This is a genomic window from Streptomyces sp. KLMMK, from assembly GCF_036961605.1.
Taxonomy (GTDB): Bacteria; Actinomycetota; Actinomycetes; order Streptomycetales; family Streptomycetaceae; genus Streptomyces; species Streptomyces telluris.
Window position 1 is genome coordinate 1 of the sequence record NZ_JBAMDC010000030.1, and the last position, 16,768, is coordinate 16,768.

The following is a 16,768-nucleotide window of genomic DNA, read 5'->3' on the forward strand; positions in this document are numbered from 1 at the left end:
CCAGCTCCGTCTCCCGGGCCCTCGCCTGGGCCGCGGAGATACGGGCGTCGCGCTCCGCCTCGGCCAGGGTGCGCTTCTCGTACGCCGCCGCGTCCGCAGGCTTGCGCACGTCCGCCTGGAGCTGCTGCTCCCGCCGGTGCGCCGCCAGCTCCGCCACCCGCGTCTCCTGGACCACGACCTCCTGCTGGGCCGCCGCCTCCGCCAGCGGACCGGCCTGCCGCGCCTTCGCCGCCGCGCTGTCCCGCTCCGCCTGATAGCCGGCCTGCAGGATCTCGGAGTCGCGCTGAGCCTGGGACATCCGGGCCGCGGCCTGCTGCTCCGCCTCGGTCGCCAGCCGGTCGGCCTCGGCCTGAGCGATGCGGGCGTCCCGCTGCACCGCCGCCGCGTGCGGCGCGGACAGGTTCTTGATGTAGCCCGTCGGGTCCTGGATCTCGTGGATCTGCAGCGAGTCGATGATCAGACCGAGCTTCTCCATCTCGGTGCCCGAGGCGGCCCGGGTCTCCCCCGTCAGCCGCTCGCGGTCACGGATCATGTCCTCCACGGTGAGCCCGCCGACGATCGAGCGCAGATGGCCCGCGAAGACGTTGTGCACCCGGTCGCCCATGAACTTCTGCTGGTCCAGGAAGCGGCGGGCGGCGTTGGCGATCGACACGAAGTCGTCGCCGACCTTGAATATGACCACGCCGTGGACCTTGAGCGGGATGCCCTGCTTGGTCACACAATCCACATGGAGATCCGCCTCATTGAGGTCGAGCGACAGCTTCCGGACCACCTGGACCCCGGGCAGCACGAGGGTCCCCCGCCCCGTGACGATCCGGAACCCCATCCCCTCCTCCAGGCCCTCGGTCCGGTGCTTGGAACCGGAGATGACGAGCGCCTCATTGGGCTCGGCCACTCGCCACATCAGTTTGAACAGCCCGACCACGACGGCCACGGCGACGAGGACGATCCCCGCCACGATGCCGATGAGCATGCGTGCAGCCCCCCTTCGGGACCCCACGACGGGGCCCCTCAAATCCCTTCTGCCCCGGCCGTATCACCCGTAAGCGGCCGGACCGTGCATACGCAGCCGTGTCATGCATACGCAGTCGCGTCATGCGTAAACAACCGCGTCATGCGTAAACAATCGCGTCGTGCGTAAACAGCCGGGTCACGCGTAGGCAGCCGTCACGTACACCGTGCGCGGGGGCTGGTACTCCATGACCACCACCAGCGCCCCGCGCTCGATCCGCTCGCCCGGCTCCACCGCGTAGGCCAGGAAGGCCTCGGCCCCGCCCCGGACCCGCACCATCACTTCGCCGACCAGCCCCGGGCCGACCGTGCCCGTCACCCTGCCCTGCGCCCCCACCACCGGCAGCTCCCCCCTCGTGCGCTCACTTGGCCCGGCGGCGCCGGCCACCCTTCGACCTGGCGCGCCCCCCGGCCCGCGAACCGATCCCGGTGCCGGCACCCGGCCCCGTACTCGCATTGTGCCGGTCGGCACTGACAACGAGGGCCGCCAGCGCGGTCGTCACGGGCACGGAGGCCACCAACCCGATGCTGCCGACGAGCGTCCGTATGATCTCCTCGGCCACGATTTCGCTGGTCGCGACCGTTCCGACGCCGCTGTCGGCGATGGAGAACAGCAGCAGCAACGGCAGCGAGGCGCCCGCGTAGGCCAGCACCAGGGTGTTCACGACCGACGCGATGTGGTCCCGGCCGATGCGCATCGCCGCCCCGTAGAGCTTCCGCCAACTCGCGGTCGGGTCCGCGTCCTTCAGCTCCCACACCGCCGACGTCTGCGTCACCGTGACGTCGTCGAGCACGCCGAGCGAGCCGATGATGATGCCCGCGAGCAGCAGTCCGCGGATCTCGATCTCCGGGTAGAGGCTGTGCACGAGCCCGGTCTGGTCGTCGGTGTTGCCCGTCAGATGGGCCCAGCTGGTGAAGATCGTTCCGAGCAGGCCGATCAGCAGCAGTGAGGTGAGCGTTCCGATGACCGCCACGGACGTGCGTGCTGTCAGGCCGTGGCACATGTACAGCGCGATCAGCATGATCGCGCTGCCGCCCATGACGGCCACCACCAGCGGATCGGAGCCCTGGAGGATCGCAGGGAGGATGAACAGCGTCAGCACTCCGAAGCTGATCACCAGCGCGATCAGCGCGAAGAGCCCGCGCAGCCTGCCGACGACCACGACGGCCAGCGCGAACACCGCCGCCAGTATCGCCATGGGCAGCGTCCGGTTCACGTCGCTGACCGAGTACTGCAGGTTCTTCGGCGCCTTGGGGGCGTACGCGAGGACGACCTCCTGGCCGACCGTGTAGCGGCGCGAGGCGCTCGGCTGGACGAGCTCGGTGAACGTCCGGCCCTTGTCCGGGCCCGACGTCACCTCGATGTCGGACTTCTCGCAGGGGCCCTTCGGCTTGGCGGGCCCGCCGGGGCCTCCCGGACCGCCCTGCTGCCCGGGAGGCGGCTGCTGCTGGCCGCCGCCCTTCGCGCAGTCGACCTCCTCGATCTTCACGACCCGGCCCGACTCCGTCTTCTGGTCGAGACCGAGCCCGGAGTGCTCGTGCGGGGGCGCACCGCCGGGCCACAGCACGACCAGGCCGGTGATCACGGCGGCCGCGAAGGGGATGAGGACCGCGGCGATCACCTTGCGCAGGTGCGCGGAGACGGGGGAGGCGGGGCCGTGGGAATGGCTGTGCCCATGGCCGTGCCCGTGCCCATGGCCGGGGGCGTGTGCGTGGCTTTGAGGCTGGGTCTGGGTCCGGGTCTGGGCCGGGGTCTCCTCCTGGGCCCGGCCTTCGCCATGGCCTTGCGGGTGGATCCGGGCGTGCGGATGCCCGGGGCTGTGGGGGTGGTCTGGGAAATCATGGTCCGTGGGGGTCACGCCCCGATCATTGCAAGCCCCCCTGGTCCTTCGGACACGAGAGGCGCTAGCGTGGTGGCACCTTTGCAATCGCGGGAGCTCGGAGCACCGGGCTGAGAGGGCGCTGACCTCCGTACGGAGATTCGTACGGAAGACCGCTGCGTCGACCGCCGAACCTGTTACCGGGTAATGCCGGCGTAGGGAGTTCTGGTCTCATGACCTCGCAGGATGCACGCACGTCCGAAACCGGCCGGGAGATCGGCTGGCACAAGGACTACGTGACCGGCTCGCGTCCGGACCTTCGGGTGCCGGTTCGGCGGGTCCACCTCACCAACGGGCAGGACGTCCAGCTGTACGACACCTCCGGCCCGTACACCGACCCGGCGATCGAGACGGACGTCCGGCGCGGCCTCCAGCCGCTCCGGGAGAACTGGATCATCGGCCGTGGTGACACCGAGGAGTACGCCGGGCGCCCGATGCGCCCGGAGGACGACGGCATCAAGCACACCTCGCCGCGCGGGGGGCTGAAGAACCTCGACGCGGTCTTCCCGGGCCGCCCGCGCCAGCCCCGCCGGGGCCGCGGCGGGCAGGCCGTCACCCAGCTCGCGTACGCCCGCCGCGGTGAGATCACCGAGGAGATGGAGTACGTGGCCCTCCGGGAGAAGGTTTCTCCCGAGACCGTCCGCGAGGAGATCGCGGCGGGCCGGGCGGTCCTCCCTGCCAACGTGAACCACCCGGAGATCGAGCCGATGATCATCGGCAAGAAGTTCCTGGTGAAGGTCAACGCCAACATCGGCAACTCCGCGGTCACCTCCTCCATCGAGGAGGAGGTCGAGAAGATGACGTGGGCCACCCGCTGGGGCGCCGACACCGTCATGGACCTCTCCACCGGCCGCAACATCCACACCACGCGCGAGTGGGTGCTGCGCAACTCCCCGGTGCCGATCGGCACCGTGCCGCTCTACCAGGCCCTGGAGAAGGTCGACGGCAAGGCCGAGGAGCTCACCTGGGAGATCTACAAGGACACGGTCATCGAGCAGGCCGAACAGGGCGTCGACTACATGACCGTGCACGCGGGCGTGCTGCTGCGCTACGTCCCGCTCACCGCCCGCCGCAAGACCGGCATCGTCTCGCGCGGTGGTTCGATCATGGCCGCGTGGTGCCTGGCGCACCACAAGGAGTCGTTCCTCTACGAGAACTTCGAGGAGCTCTGCGAGATCCTCGCGGCCTACGACGTGACGTACTCGCTCGGCGACGGCCTGCGCCCCGGCTCCATCGCGGACGCCAACGACGAGGCGCAGTTCGCCGAGCTGAAGACCCTCGGCGAGCTCAACACCATCGCCAAGCGCCACAACGTCCAGACGATGATCGAGGGCCCGGGCCACGTCCCGATGCACAAGATCAAGGAGAACATCGACCTCCAGCAGGAGATCTGCGAGGAGGCGCCGTTCTACACCCTCGGCCCGCTGACGACGGACGTCGCACCCGCGTACGACCACATCACCTCCGGCATCGGCGCCGCGATGATCGCGTGGTGGGGCACGGCGATGCTCTGCTACGTCACGCCCAAGGAGCACCTGGGCCTGCCGGACCGCGATGACGTCAAGACGGGTGTGATCACCTACAAGATCGCCGCCCATGCCGCGGACCTCGCCAAGGGCCACCCGGGGGCGCAGGAGTGGGACGACGCGCTCTCGGACGCGCGGTTCGAATTCCGCTGGGAGGACCAGTTCAACCTGGCCCTCGACCCGGAGACGGCACGGGCCTTCCACGACGAGACGCTGCCGGCCGAGCCGGCGAAGACCGCGCATTTCTGTTCGATGTGCGGTCCGAAGTTCTGCTCGATGAAGATCTCGCAGGACATCCGGCGCGAGCACGGCGGCGATCTCGCCGTGGACCCCGAGGCCGGGATGGCGGAGAAGTCGAAGGAGTTCGCGGCGGCGGGCAACCGCGTCTATCTGCCGATCGCGGACTGACCGGGCAGGCGGCGGACCGGGATCCGGAAGTCCACCGGATTCCGGAAGCCCACCTGATTCCGGAAGTGCCCCTGATTCCGGAAGTGCCCCGGATTCCGGCGGGGGGCCGGGGTCCGGCCCCGGCCGCCGGCGTCCGGAGGGCCGCCCGGAGTCACTCCGGGCGGTGGTCCGGGCCGCCGTAGTCCGGGCTGGTGAAGTCCGGGCTGGTGTAACCGGCGCGGGTGCCGGAGCCGGAGTCGCTGTCCGGGCTGGTGAAGCCGGGCCGGGAGTACCCCAGGTGGGGCGTGCGGCCGTGGCCCTCGCGGCGCCTGGGGACGACCGGGGCGGATCGCCCGGCGCCCCCGCCGGGGCCGGCGGGGGCGTTGGCCAGGGCCTCGCGGACGAAGGGCAGCAGACCGCGGTGGATCAGGGCCTGCCGCCACGCCTCTCTGGCCCGCTCGGCATCCTCTTTCACGCGCACCCCTCGCGCATCACTCCCCTCGGAGGAGCCGTTGCGCAGGGCCGTGAGCAGGATGCCGACCATGGCGATGAACACACCGGCGGCCGTGAGGCCGGCGAACCACCAGCCGACGTTGACCATCGGGTCCGCGACGGCCGTGTTGGAGCCGACGGTCCGCAGGGCGTAGCCGATGGCCAGGAAGATCAGGGCGGCGATACCGGCGAGGACCGGGGCCAGGACGGCGAGCACCGCTCCGGCGCCCGCACCCGAGGACTCCTCCGGCTCTCCGTCCGCGGCAGCGGGGGCGGCCGCGCCGGAGGGAGCGCTTTCGGAATCGGGTGCGCCCCCGGCGCCTACGGTTTGGGGGCGCGCCGTCTCGGAGAGCGCGCGCAGTGCATCGCGCGCCCTTACGTAGTTCTGGTATTCGATCGTTGCGCAAGCCGAGATGGCGGGCATGGCGTCAAGAGCCATCTCGCGCAGCTGTTCTGTATTGAGCCGCTGTCCTATCGCGGCGGCAAGTTCCGGGTCATGGTTCGCGGTACGCAGCGCCTGGTCGAGAACCCGCTCGAATTCCGGGTGGTCCTCGGCCAGCAGATGCGGAGCGCTGTTCATGTGCATCCCCCGATGCTCCGTAGGGCCGTGGTGCCGGCTTACACCGGGCAGTGGGCGGAAACGGAGGAGAGCCTGCTACGGATAAGCCGATGGTAGAGCCGTACCGGCGCGAGGTGACAGTGTGTTTCCCGAATTACCCCCGCGGCGGTGGAACTCCCTACCTGCCCGTCCGCCTGCCCGCTGAACCCTCAGTCAGCCAGAGGAAGTTGCACGACCAGCAGTTTTCCGGCCATCGTGACGCCGCCGTCCATGGCGAGGGCGAGCCCGTCGGCGTACAGGTGCGGGCCGTCCACCAGCGGCGCTCCGTCGTCCTCGGCGTCCGGCTCCTCCGTGCCGACCTCCCCCAGGAGGTACGGGATGGGGCTGTGGCCGTGCACGATCCGGCCACCGCCGTAGGTGCCCAGCAGCTCGCGCACGGCCGGCGGGCCGGCGTCCTCGTCACGGAAGGCGAAGCGCTTGGTGAACTTCCGGAAGAGGTCCCAGACCTCGTCCGGGTCGTTGCGCTGCAGGGCCTCGGTGATCGCGTCGTTGACGTCCTCGATGGAGTCGCCGAACTCCAGGTAGGCGGTGGTGTCGGAGTGCACCAGCAGGTGCCCGTCCTCCTTCGCCATGGCGTCGAGCCGGGACATCCACTGCAGGTGGTGGTCCTCCAGGCGCTCCATGTCGCTGCGCTGGCCGCCGTTGAGCAGCCAGGCTGCCTGGAAGGAGGCCGTGCCGGCGCCCGAGTTGACCGGCGTGTCGGCGAACCGCTTCGCGCCGATGATCAGCAGCTCGTGGTTGCCCATGAGGGCCTTGCAGTAGCCGCCCGCGGCCGCGGCCTCGGCCGACAGCCGCATGACGAGGTCGATCACGCCGACGCCGTCCGGGCCGCGGTCGGTGAAGTCACCGAGGAACCACAGCCGGGCGTTGCCCGCGGCCCAGTGGCCCGCCGCGTCGATCAGGCCCTCCGCGGCCAGCGCCTCGTAGAGCTCGTCCAGATAGCCGTGGACGTCGCCCACGACGTACAGCGGGCCCAGGCCGGGGCGCTGCGGGGCCGGGGGGTGCGGGTCGGTGAGCGGGGTCAGCTCGACCGTCGGGACGTCCTGAGGGGCCCTCTGGGGGGCGCCACGGCCGATCACCGGGAGGTCCCGCGCGGTCGGCGTGTAGCCGTCGGGGGCGTCCATCGGCGGCTGCACGGGGGGCGCGGACTGTGCGTACGGCGCCACGGGGCCAGGGGCCACGGGAGGCGCAGGAGGCGCGGCGTAGCCGGGGAAGGGCGGGATGCCCGCCGTGTGCCGTGCCGCGGGTCCTTGACCGGCCCCCTGAGTCATCGACCCCTCCACCATCGCGCCGCCGTGCACCTTGTGGACCTTGCCTGGTCGACGGCGGTCCGTGGTGTCGTGCGCCCATCATAGGAATGACCGTCGCGGCTTGTGACGCACCAGGGGCCGCGAATCGGGGCAGGAGAGTGCGCACGACGGGTTTTTCTCCCCAATTGAGCCATTCGCCCAGGGCCCGTGCGCCCCCCGAGCGCCCTCACGGCGTCCCGGTGAAGGCGGTGGAGACGGGGAACGGTGCGTTGACCGCGCGGCGGGCGGCGGCGGCCGGGCACCTCCGGTCGGCGCCGCCGTCCGTCCGCCACTGCCGGAAGCGGTGGCGGACGGACGGCGGACGCGGAGCTTCCGGATCAGCCGGCGGGGCCGCGCGGCGGGCTGACCGTGGTGCGGGGCGGACGGCGCTGCGAGGAGGTGCGGACGATCAGCTCGGTCGGTATCACCTGCTCGACCGGCCGGCCGCTGTCCAGACCCTCGATGGCGTCGATGAGGAGCTGGACCACCGCGGTGCCGATGCGCCGCGGCTTGAGGGAGAGCGTGGTGATGGGGGGCTCGGTGGTGGCGTAGACCGTGGACTCGCTGCAGCAGACGAGCAGCAGATCGTCCGGGACGCGCAGCCCGTAGCGCCGGGCGGCGGCCAGCAGGTCGGTGCCGTTGGGGTCGAACAGGCCGTACACCGCGTCGGGCCGGTCCGGGCGGGCGAGCAGCCGGTCGGCCGCGACGGCGCCGGCGCAGGGGTCGTGGGCGGGGTACTTCTCGTAGACCGGGTCCTGGCCGACCCGCTCGCACCAGTGCAGGTAGGCGTGGGTGGAGAGCCGGGTGTACGTGTCGGTGCTGGTGCCCGTCAGCAGGCCGATGCGGCGGGCTCCGGCGGCGGCGAGGTGGTCGAGGATGCCGAGGACGGCGGCCTCGTGGTCGTTGTCCACCCATGCGGTCACGGGGAGGGTGCCGGCGGGGCGCCCGTCGGAGACGACGGGGATGCCCTGGCGGACGAGGTCGGAGACCACGGGGTCGTGGTCCGAGGGGTCGATCACGACGGTGCCGTCGAGGGCCACGTTGGACCACACGTCGTGACGGGAGGTGGCGGGGAGGATGACCAGGGCGTAGCCGCGGGCCAGCGCGGCGGAGGTGGCTGCCCGGGCCATTTCGGCGAAGTAGGCGAATTCGGTGAAGGTGAAAGGTTCATCCCCGTACGTGGTCACCGTCAGGCCGATGAGGCCGGACTTGCCCGTACGGAGGGTGCGGGCCGCGGCGGACGGGCGATAGCCCAGCCTGTCGGCGACCTCGCGGACATGGCGGCGGGTCGCGTCCGGTAGCCGGCCCTTGCCGTTGAGCGCGTCGGAGACGGTCGTGATCGAAACCCCGGCGGCGGCGGCCACGTCGCGGATGCCCGCGCGTCCATGCCGGCTGCCCCTGCGGGATGGTTCCGCCCGGCTCACCTGATGCTTCCCTGCTGCTGTCATGGCGAGCCGATAGTAGGGCTCGGGTGGTCCGTTGGCAGGGCGGCATATTTGACTGTTGACAGGCACGTTTCTGCAAGAGGAATTCCCTTCAATGACCATGGAAACGAAGCCAGTTGTGGGCTACGGCAGGGTGCCGGGGGCCTGTGGCATATCCGCGCCTGGTGAATGGTCCAGGTCTCGAAGAGGTCTCAACTCACCTTCATGGGGGATGCGCGCCACGGCGCCCGCCACCGGCGCACGCCATTTACGGAAGCGCTCCCCCTGCTCTGGACGCCGACCCGGTGAATCCTCTTAAGGTGTGCAGTATTCATGTCCGCTATTCGTGTGCGGCTCGTCCCGTGCGGCAGCGAGCGCACGGGATGTCTGAGGAGGACCTGCGGTGACCGAGAAGACCCCCAAGCTGCGCGCTGCGCTGGACGGCGTGCCGACCTACAAGCCGGGCAAGCCCGCCGCTGCCGACGGCCCGGTCGCGTACAAGCTGTCCTCCAACGAGAACCCGTATCCGCCGCTCCCGGGCGTGCTGGAGCGGGCGGTCGCCGTGACGGGCTCCTTCAACCGCTACCCCGACATGGCCTGCACCGGCCTGATGGCCGAGCTGGCCGAGCGCTTCTCGGTGCCGGTCTCCCACCTGGCCACCGGCACCGGTTCGGTGGGCGTGGCCCAGCAGCTGGTGCAGGCCACGGCCGGCCCCGGCGACGAGGTGATCTACGCCTGGCGTTCCTTCGAGGCGTACCCGATCATCACCCGGGTCTCCGGCGCCACGCCGGTGCAGGTGCCGCTGACCGGTGACGACGTCCACGACCTGGAGGCGATGCTGGCGGCGATCACCGACCGGACCCGGCTGATCTTCGTCTGCAACCCCAACAACCCCACCGGCACCGTGGTGCACCGGGCCGAGCTGGAGTCCTTCCTGGACCGGGTGCCCTCCGACATCCTGGTGGTGCTCGACGAGGCGTACATCGAGTTCGTCCGCGACCCCGAGTTCCCGAACGGGCTCGAGCTCTACCGCGACCGGCCGAACGTCTGCGTGCTGCGCACGTTCTCCAAGGCCTACGGCCTGGCGGGCCTCCGGGTGGGCTTCGCGGTGGCGCACGAGCCGGTGGCGGCGGCGCTGCGCAAGACGGCCGTTCCGTTCGGCGTGAGCCAGATCGCCCAGGAGGCGGCCGTCGCCTCGCTGCGCAGCGAGGACGCCCTGCGCGAGCGGGTGGACGCGCTGGTGGCCGAGCGGGCGCGGGTCGTCGAGGCGCTGGCCGGGCAGGGCTGGACGGTGGCGCGGACGCAGGCGAACTTCGTCTGGCTGCGGCTCGGGGACCGGACGCTCGACTTCGCGGAGGCGTGCGAGCGGGCCGGTGTGATCGTGCGGCCGTTCCCCGGCGAGGGAGTGCGGGTGACGATCGGCGAGACCGAGGGGAACGACATCTTCGTGCGTGTGGCGGAGGAGTTCCGCAAGGAGCTCTGAGCGCGCGGGCCTTCCGGCCCGGTCGTCTCCGATGCCGCGCATCCCTGTCCGGGGTGCGCGGCGTTCGCATGTCCGGAGGGGGCGGGTGCGAGGGGCCGGCGCCGGGCCCGGCCCGTCCGGCCGTCCGGGCGGCGGGCGCTAGGGCCGAAGGGGGTACCCCCCTCACTTGTCCGAAAAGCTGGTGCGCCATAATGCTTGTGAATGTGAACGCGTTCACAAGCGCGCCCTATTGTCCTGCTTCACCTGGGGCATACAGGTGCATAACGCCGACGACCCGTGTTGCCGGCGACGCGAGAGGCAAGGAGAGACCGAGTGAATCTGGCTTTGGCTCCTGAGACGCTGGCCCGCTGGCAGTTCGGCATCACGACCGTCTACCACTTTCTCTTCGTCCCGCTCACGATCAGCCTTGCCGCGATCACCGCCGGGCTGGAGACCGCCTGGGTCCGCACGGGCAAGGAGAAGTACTTCCACGCCACGAAGTTCTGGGGAAAGCTCTTCCTCATCAACATCGCGATGGGCGTGGTCACCGGCATCGTGCAGGAGTTCCAGTTCGGCATGAACTGGTCGGACTACTCCCGCTTCGTCGGTGACGTCTTCGGGGCCCCGCTCGCGATGGAGGCCCTGCTGGCCTTCTTCTTCGAGTCGACCTTCATCGGGCTGTGGATCTTCGGCTGGGACAAGCTGCCGAAGAAGATCCACTGCGCGTGCATCTGGATCGTCGCCGTCGGCACGCTGCTGTCCTCGTACTTCATCCTCGCCGCGAACTCCTGGATGCAGCACCCCATCGGCTACGCCGTCGACAAGGCGACCGGCAAGGCGCACCTGACCGACATCTGGGCCGTGCTCACCCAGAACACCACCCTTGTCGTCGTCTTCCACACCCTCACCGCGGCCTTCCTCACCGGCGGCGCCTTCATCGTCGGCATCGCCTCCTTCCACCTGTGGCGCGCCAAGCGCAAGCAGCTGCGCGGCGAAGAGCTGGGGGAGAAGCAGCGCAGCCAGGTCGGCGCGATGCGCGCCTCGCTGCGCGTCGGCCTGACGGTGGCGGTGATCGCCGGCCTGGGCACCGCGATCAGCGGCGACGAGCTCGGCAAGGTGATGTTCGAGCAGCAGCCGATGAAGATGGCCGCGGCCGAGGCGCTGTGGGAGACCAAGACGCCGGCACCGTTCTCGGTCTTCGCCGTCGGCGACGTCTCCAAGGGCCACAACAGCGTCGAGATAGAGATCCCGGGCCTGCTCTCCTTCCTCGCCCACAACAACTTCAGCGAGGCCGTCCCCGGCATCAACGACATCGCCGCCCGGGAGGCCGCGCTCTACGGCGGCGATCCCGAGGACTACATCCCCAGCATCTTCATGACCTTCTGGGGCTTCCGGCTCATGATCGGCTTCGGGATGACCTCCTTCGTCGCCGCGCTGATCGGGCTGTGGACCACCCGCAAGAAGTTCTGGCTCGCGCCCGAGTTCCGCACCGGCGAGAACGAGGTCCCGCGGCTGATGCTGACCCGGACCCGCGAGATGAGCCCCTTCTTCACCGCCTGGTCCTGGCGGATCGGCGTCCTCACCATGGGCTTCCCGCTGATCGCCAACTCCTTCGGCTGGATCTTCACCGAGATGGGCCGCCAGCCCTGGGGCGTCTACGGCCTGATGAAGACCGCCGACGCGGTGTCGCCCGGCGTCAGCCAGGGCGAGGTGCTCACCTCCATGGGCGTCTTCACGCTGCTGTACGGGGTGCTCGCCGTCGTCGAGGTCAAGCTGCTCGTGAAGTACGCCAAGGCCGGACCGGACACCGACGAGAAGCCGCCCGCGAAGGACCCCCGGCTGCGGCTGCCCTCCGGCGGCGCGGGCGAGAGCCCCGAGGACGCCGACAAGCCGCTGACCTTCGCCTACTGACGCGCTCACCCGCGTAAGCGGCGGAACGGAGAACCGACCATGCACCTCCACGACTTCTGGTTCCTGCTGATCGCCGTCCTGTGGACCGGCTACTTCTTCCTCGAAGGGTTCGACTTCGGCATAGGCGTGCTGACCAAGCTGCTGGCCCGGGACCGCACCGAGCGCCGGGTGCTGATCAACACGATCGGCCCCGTCTGGGACGGCAACGAGGTCTGGCTGATCACCGCGGCCGGTGCCACCTTCGCGGCCTTCCCCGACTGGTACGCGACCCTCTTCAGCGGCTTCTACCTGCCCCTCCTGGCGATCCTGGTGTGCCTGATCGTGCGCGGCGTCGCCTTCGAGTACCGCCACAAGCGCAGCGGGGAGCGCTGGCAGCGCAACTGGGAACACGCGATCTTCTGGTGCTCGCTGCTGCCCGCCTTCCTGTGGGGCGTCGTCTTCGCGAACATCGTCCGCGGGGTCCCGATCGGGCCGGACAAGAACTTCACCGGCACCCTCGCCGACCTCTTCGGCCCGTACGCGCTGCTGGGCGGCCTCCTGACCCTCGTGCTGTTCACCTTCCACGGCGCGGTCTTCGCGGCGCTGAAGACGGTGGGCGACATCCGCGACCGCGCTCGTTCCCGCGCCACCGTGCTGGGCATGACCTCGGGCGTGCTCGCCGTGGCCTTCCTCGGCTGGACGCAGGCCGAGTCGGGCAACGGGCGCAGCCTGCCGGCCCTGATCGTCGCCGTGGCGGCCCTGGCCGCCGCGCTGGTCGTGAACCACTACTGCCGCGAGGGCTGGGCCTTCACCTTCTCCGGCGTGGCGGTCGCGGCGGCGTTCGCGCTGCTCTTCCTCGCGCTCTTCCCGGACGTCATGCCCTCCTCGGCCAACGCGTCCTGGAGCCTGACCGTCGAGGACGCCGCCTCCAGCCCCTACACGCTGAAGATCATGACGTGGGTCGCGGTGCCCATGACGCCCCTGATCATCGCCTACCAGGCGTGGACGTACTGGGTCTTCCGCAAGCGGATCGGCACCCAGCACATCCCGGCCCCCGCTGCCCACTAGACCCTTCGGGCCGCCGGTGGCTAAAGGGGCACCCGCCCTCAAGCCACCGGCCCCTCAAGTCACCGGCCCCTCAGGACGGATAGGACGGACCGCCATGAAGCCCGTCGACCCCCGGCTGCTCCGGTACGCCACCGCGACCCGCTTCTTCCTCGCCGCCTCCGTCGTGCTGGGGCTGGCGGGCGCCGGCCTCGTCATCGCCCAGGCGATGCTCATCGCGGAGATCGTCACCGGCTCCTTCCAGCACGGGCGGACGGCGGGCGGCCTGGGCCCGTCCCTGGCGCTGCTGGCGGCTGTCGCCGCCGGTCGCGCCGCCGTCTCCTGGCTCACCGAACTCACGGCCCACCGCGCGAGCGCGGCGGTCAAGTCCGAGCTGCGGGACCGCCTGCTGACGCACGCCACCCGGCTCGGCCCCGGATGGCTGGATGCGCGCAGGACAGGCGAGCTCACCACCCTCGCCACGCGGGGCGTCGACGCGCTGGACGACTACTTCGCCCGCTACCTGCCCCAGCTCGGCCTCGCGGTCGTCGTCCCCGTCGCCGTCCTCGCCCGTATCGTCTCCGCGGACTGGATCTCCGCGCTGATCATTGTCCTCACGCTGCCGCTCATCCCCCTCTTCATGGTGCTCATCGGCTGGGCCACCCAGTCGCGGATGGACCGCCAATGGCGGCTGCTGGCACGGCTTTCCGGGCACTTCCTCGACGTCGTCGCGGGGCTGCCCACGCTCAAGGTCTTCGGGCGGGCCAAGGCCCAGGCCGAGTCGATCCGCGCGATCACCGCCGACTACCGGCGGGCCACCCTGCGGACCCTGCGCCTCGCCTTCCTCTCCTCCTTCGCCCTCGAACTGCTCGCGACCGTGTCGGTCGCGCTGGTCGCCGTCGGCATCGGCATGCGGCTCGTCCACGGCGAACTGGACCTGTACACCGGGCTGATGGTCCTGGTGCTCGCGCCCGAGGCCTATCTGCCGCTGCGGCAGGTGGGCGCGCAGTACCACGCCGCGGCCGAAGGGCTGGCCGCCGCAGACGAGGTCTTCGCCGTCCTGGAGACCGAACCCGCCCCGGCCGGGACCGCGCCCGCCCCCGACGCGCGGCGGGCGACCCTGACCGTCGACCGGCTGGCGGTGCGGCACGCGGGGCGGGCCGAACCCTCCCTGCTCGAAACCTCGTTCGAGGTGCGGCCCGGGGAGACGGTCGCGCTCGTGGGACCGAGCGGCTGCGGCAAGACGACCCTGCTGAACGTGCTCCTCGGCTTCGCCCGCCCGGACGCGGGTCGGGTGCTCGTGGACGGTACGGATCTGGCATCGCTCTCCCCCGAAAGCTGGCGGGACCAGGTGGCCTGGGTCCCGCAACGACCCCGTCTCTTCGCCGGGACAGTCGCAGAGAACGTACGACTGGCACGGCCCGGCGCCACGGACGCGCAGGTGCGGGAAGCACTGCGCGCGGCCGGTGCGCTCGACTTCGTTTCCATGCTGCCCCACGGCACTGACACTCGCCTCGGCGAGAACGGAGCCGGGCTCTCCGCAGGGCAGCGCCAACGCCTCGCGCTGGCAAGGGCGTTCCTCGCCGACCGGCCGGTCCTGCTCCTGGACGAGCCGACGGCGAACCTGGACGGCGAGACCGAGGCGTCGGTCGTCGAGGCGATCCGCCGGCTGGCCGCGGGGCGCACCGTGATCATGGTGGTGCACCGGCCCGCGCTGCTGGCCGCGGCCGACCGGACGGTGCGGCTCGCCGCACCGGTTTCCAAGGCCGATGCGATGCCGGTCCAGCGGGGTGCCGGGGCGGAAGCGGGCGCGCAGGCGCAGGGTCAGGAGGCTCATGTTTCCGGTTCTCCGGCTGTTGCTGATGCGTCTGATGCGTCTGATGGGTCTGGTGTAACCGGTCTCGCCGACGGCCCCGGCGTCCTCGGGCGCGTACGGGCCGCCGCCCGCCCCCTGCGCGGCCGGTTCGCCCTGGCGCTGCTGCTGGGCGCCCTCGCCCTCGGCAGTGCCGTCGGGCTGATGGCCGTGTCCGGCTGGCTGATCTCGCGGGCTTCGCAGCAGCCGCCCGTGCTCTATCTGATGGTCGCCGTCACCGCGACCCGCGCGTTCGGCATCGGGCGCGCCGTCTTCCGCTACGCCGAGCGCCTGGTCTCCCACGACGCCGCCCTGCGGACCCTCGCGGGCCTGCGGGCGGGCGTGTACCGGCAGCTGGAGCGCCTGGCGCCCGCCGGGCTGCGCGACACCCACCGGGGCGACCTGCTGTCCCGGCTGGTGGCGGACGTGGACGCGCTGCAGGACTACTTCCTGCGCTGGCTGCTGCCGCTCGGCTCGGCCGTCCTCGTCGGCGGTGCCGCCGTCGGCTTCACGGCGTGGCTGCTTCCGGAAGCCGGCCTGGTGCTCGCCGCCGGGCTGCTGGTGGCCGGGGTGGCGGTGCCGGTGCTGTCCGGCGCGGTCGCCCGGCGCGCGGAACGGCAGTCGGCTCCCGCCCGGGGCGAGTTGTCGGTCCAGGTGGTCGATGTCCTCGCCGGTACCGACGAGTTGACCGTCGCGGGCGCCCTGCCGGCACGGCTGACCGGGCTGCGCGCCTCGGACGGTCGGCTCACCCGCATCGCCCGGCGTGCCGCCGCGGCCACGGCGCTCGGGTCCGGTCTGTCCGCCCTCGCGTGCGGCCTGACGGTGGCCGCCGCCGCCTGGACGGGAGTGACGGCCGTGCACGACGGCCGGCTGGACGGACTGTGGCTGGCGGTCGTCGTACTGACGCCCCTGGCGGCGTTCGAAGCCGTGGCGGGACTACCGCTCGCGGTGCAGTACCGGCAGCGCGTACGGAAGTCCGCTGAGCGCGTGTACGAGGTGCTGGACGCGCCCCTGCCCGTCCAGGAAGGGACGGCCGGCGCGCCCGGAACGCCCTTCCCGCTGCGGCTCGCGGACCTGACGGCGCGCTACCCCGGGCAGCCCGTCCCCGCCCTGGAGGAATTCGGGCTGGAGCTGGCGGCGGGCCGCAGGGTGGCCGTGGTGGGCCGGTCAGGCGCGGGCAAGACGACGCTCGCCCAGGTGCTGCTGCGCTTCCTCGACGCGGAGTCCGGCACGTACACCCTCGCCGGCCGGAACACCGTGCCGATGGCGGGCGACGCGGTGCGCGGGCTGGTCGGGCTGTGCGCGCAGGACGCGCACATCTTCGACAGCTCGCTGCGCGAGAACCTGCGCCTGGCCCGGCCGGACGCGAGTGAGGCCGCCCTGCGCGACGCCCTGCGGTCGGCGCGGCTGCTGGAGTGGGTCGACGGGCTCCCGCAGGGGCTCGACACCCTGGTCGGGGAGCACGGGGCACGGCTGTCCGGCGGCCAGCGGCAGCGGCTCGCGCTCGCCCGTGCGCTGCTCGCCGACTTCCCCGTGCTGGTGCTGGACGAGCCCGCCGAGCACCTCGACCTGCCGACGGCGGACGCCTTGACCGCCGACCTGCTGGCGGCCACGGAGGGCCGTACGACCGTGCTGATCACGCACCGGCTGACGGGCCTGGAAGCGGTCGACGAGGTGATCGTGCTGGAACGGGGCCGGACGGTGCAGAGGGGCTCGTACGAGGCGCTGGCGGCCGCCGACGGGCCCTTCCGGCGGATGCTGGAGCGCGAAGAGGCGGCGGACACCGGCCCGGAAGCCCTTTCCCTGACAAATGGTGCTTACTAGGCTCGTGGGTATGGCAGCCACGGCAAACGACTCCAGCCCGCGGGACACCGCCGGTCCCGGGGGCGCCG

At 71.3% G+C, this 16,768-nt stretch carries 11 protein-coding genes; 5 read left to right on the top strand and 6 right to left on the bottom strand.

Translation table 11 applies throughout. The annotated features are described in order from the left end of the window. From V7793_RS08590 to V7793_RS08600, 3 genes are all read right to left on the bottom strand, one after another. Window positions 1-973, bottom strand: a 973-nt coding sequence (locus V7793_RS08590) for an SPFH domain-containing protein (protein ID WP_336003866.1), incomplete at its 3' end; no start/stop codon positions are given. A 177-nt stretch (window positions 974-1,150) separates the two neighbouring features. Continuing rightward, window positions 1,151-1,351 (bottom strand): hypothetical protein, encoded by a 201-nt coding sequence (locus V7793_RS08595; protein WP_336003869.1) that lies wholly within the window; start codon window positions 1,349-1,351, stop codon window positions 1,151-1,153. Window positions 1,352-1,373: 22 nt separating this feature from the next. After that, window positions 1,374-2,870, bottom strand: a complete 1,497-nt coding sequence (locus tag V7793_RS08600) for a YibE/F family protein (RefSeq protein WP_336003872.1) — start codon at window positions 2,868-2,870, stop codon at window positions 1,374-1,376. Window positions 2,871-3,064: 194 nt separating this feature from the next. Here V7793_RS08600 and thiC point away from each other — a divergent pair, with 194 nt between their 5' ends. Then, the gene (gene thiC, locus V7793_RS08605) at window positions 3,065-4,825 is read left to right on the top strand and encodes a phosphomethylpyrimidine synthase ThiC (RefSeq protein ID WP_336003876.1); all 1,761 of its coding nucleotides are present in this window, start codon (window positions 3,065-3,067) and stop codon (window positions 4,823-4,825) included. Between the two features lie 151 nt (window positions 4,826-4,976). Here the strand turns inward: thiC and V7793_RS08610 are convergent, their stop codons facing one another. The 3 genes from V7793_RS08610 to V7793_RS08620 form a co-directional block, all read right to left on the bottom strand. Further along, complete coding sequence (locus tag V7793_RS08610) at window positions 4,977-5,876, bottom strand: hypothetical protein (RefSeq protein WP_336003879.1); 900 nt, start codon at window positions 5,874-5,876, stop codon at window positions 4,977-4,979. A 188-nt stretch (window positions 5,877-6,064) separates the two neighbouring features. Then, window positions 6,065-7,201 (bottom strand): metallophosphoesterase, encoded by a 1,137-nt coding sequence (locus tag V7793_RS08615; RefSeq protein WP_336003945.1) that lies wholly within the window; start codon window positions 7,199-7,201, stop codon window positions 6,065-6,067. A 341-nt stretch (window positions 7,202-7,542) separates the two neighbouring features. Then, a complete protein-coding gene (locus V7793_RS08620) occupies window positions 7,543-8,652 on the bottom strand; it encodes a LacI family DNA-binding transcriptional regulator (RefSeq protein WP_168090785.1) in 1,110 nt (369 codons plus the stop codon). Window positions 8,653-9,031: 379 nt separating this feature from the next. Here V7793_RS08620 and hisC point away from each other — a divergent pair, with 379 nt between their 5' ends. The 4 genes from hisC (at window position 9,032) to cydD (ending at window position 16,700) form a co-directional block, all read left to right on the top strand. After that, window positions 9,032-10,111: a histidinol-phosphate transaminase gene (gene hisC / locus V7793_RS08625; protein WP_336003886.1), complete on the top strand. Its 1,080-nt coding sequence runs from the start codon at window positions 9,032-9,034 to the stop codon at window positions 10,109-10,111. Between the two features lie 312 nt (window positions 10,112-10,423). Next, a complete protein-coding gene (locus V7793_RS08630; RefSeq protein WP_336003888.1) occupies window positions 10,424-12,001 on the top strand; it encodes a cytochrome ubiquinol oxidase subunit I in 1,578 nt (525 codons plus the stop codon). Between the two features lie 39 nt (window positions 12,002-12,040). Beyond that, entirely contained in the window at window positions 12,041-13,048 is a 1,008-nt protein-coding gene (gene cydB / locus V7793_RS08635; RefSeq protein ID WP_336003890.1) for a cytochrome d ubiquinol oxidase subunit II, read from the top strand. 94 nt (window positions 13,049-13,142) lie between these two features. Beyond that, window positions 13,143-16,700: a thiol reductant ABC exporter subunit CydD gene (gene cydD, locus V7793_RS08640; RefSeq protein WP_336003893.1), complete on the top strand. Its 3,558-nt coding sequence runs from the start codon at window positions 13,143-13,145 to the stop codon at window positions 16,698-16,700. Window positions 16,701-16,768: the final 68 nt, after the last annotated feature.

Excerpts from the sequence above, each read along its gene's own strand:
- thiC (WP_336003876.1), top strand. The coding sequence starts at position 3,065 with ATGACCTCGCAGGATGCACGCACGTCCGAAACCGGCCGGGAGATCGGC.
- V7793_RS08610 (WP_336003879.1), bottom strand. The coding sequence starts at position 5,876 with ATGAACAGCGCTCCGCATCTGCTGGCCGAGGACCACCCGGAATTCGAG.
- V7793_RS08615 (WP_336003945.1), bottom strand. The coding sequence starts at position 7,201 with ATGGTGGAGGGGTCGATGACTCAGGGGGCCGGTCAAGGACCCGCGGCA.
- V7793_RS08620 (WP_168090785.1), bottom strand. The coding sequence starts at position 8,652 with ATGACAGCAGCAGGGAAGCATCAGGTGAGCCGGGCGGAACCATCCCGC.
- cydB (WP_336003890.1), top strand. The coding sequence starts at position 12,041 with ATGCACCTCCACGACTTCTGGTTCCTGCTGATCGCCGTCCTGTGGACC.
- cydD (WP_336003893.1), top strand. The coding sequence starts at position 13,143 with ATGAAGCCCGTCGACCCCCGGCTGCTCCGGTACGCCACCGCGACCCGC.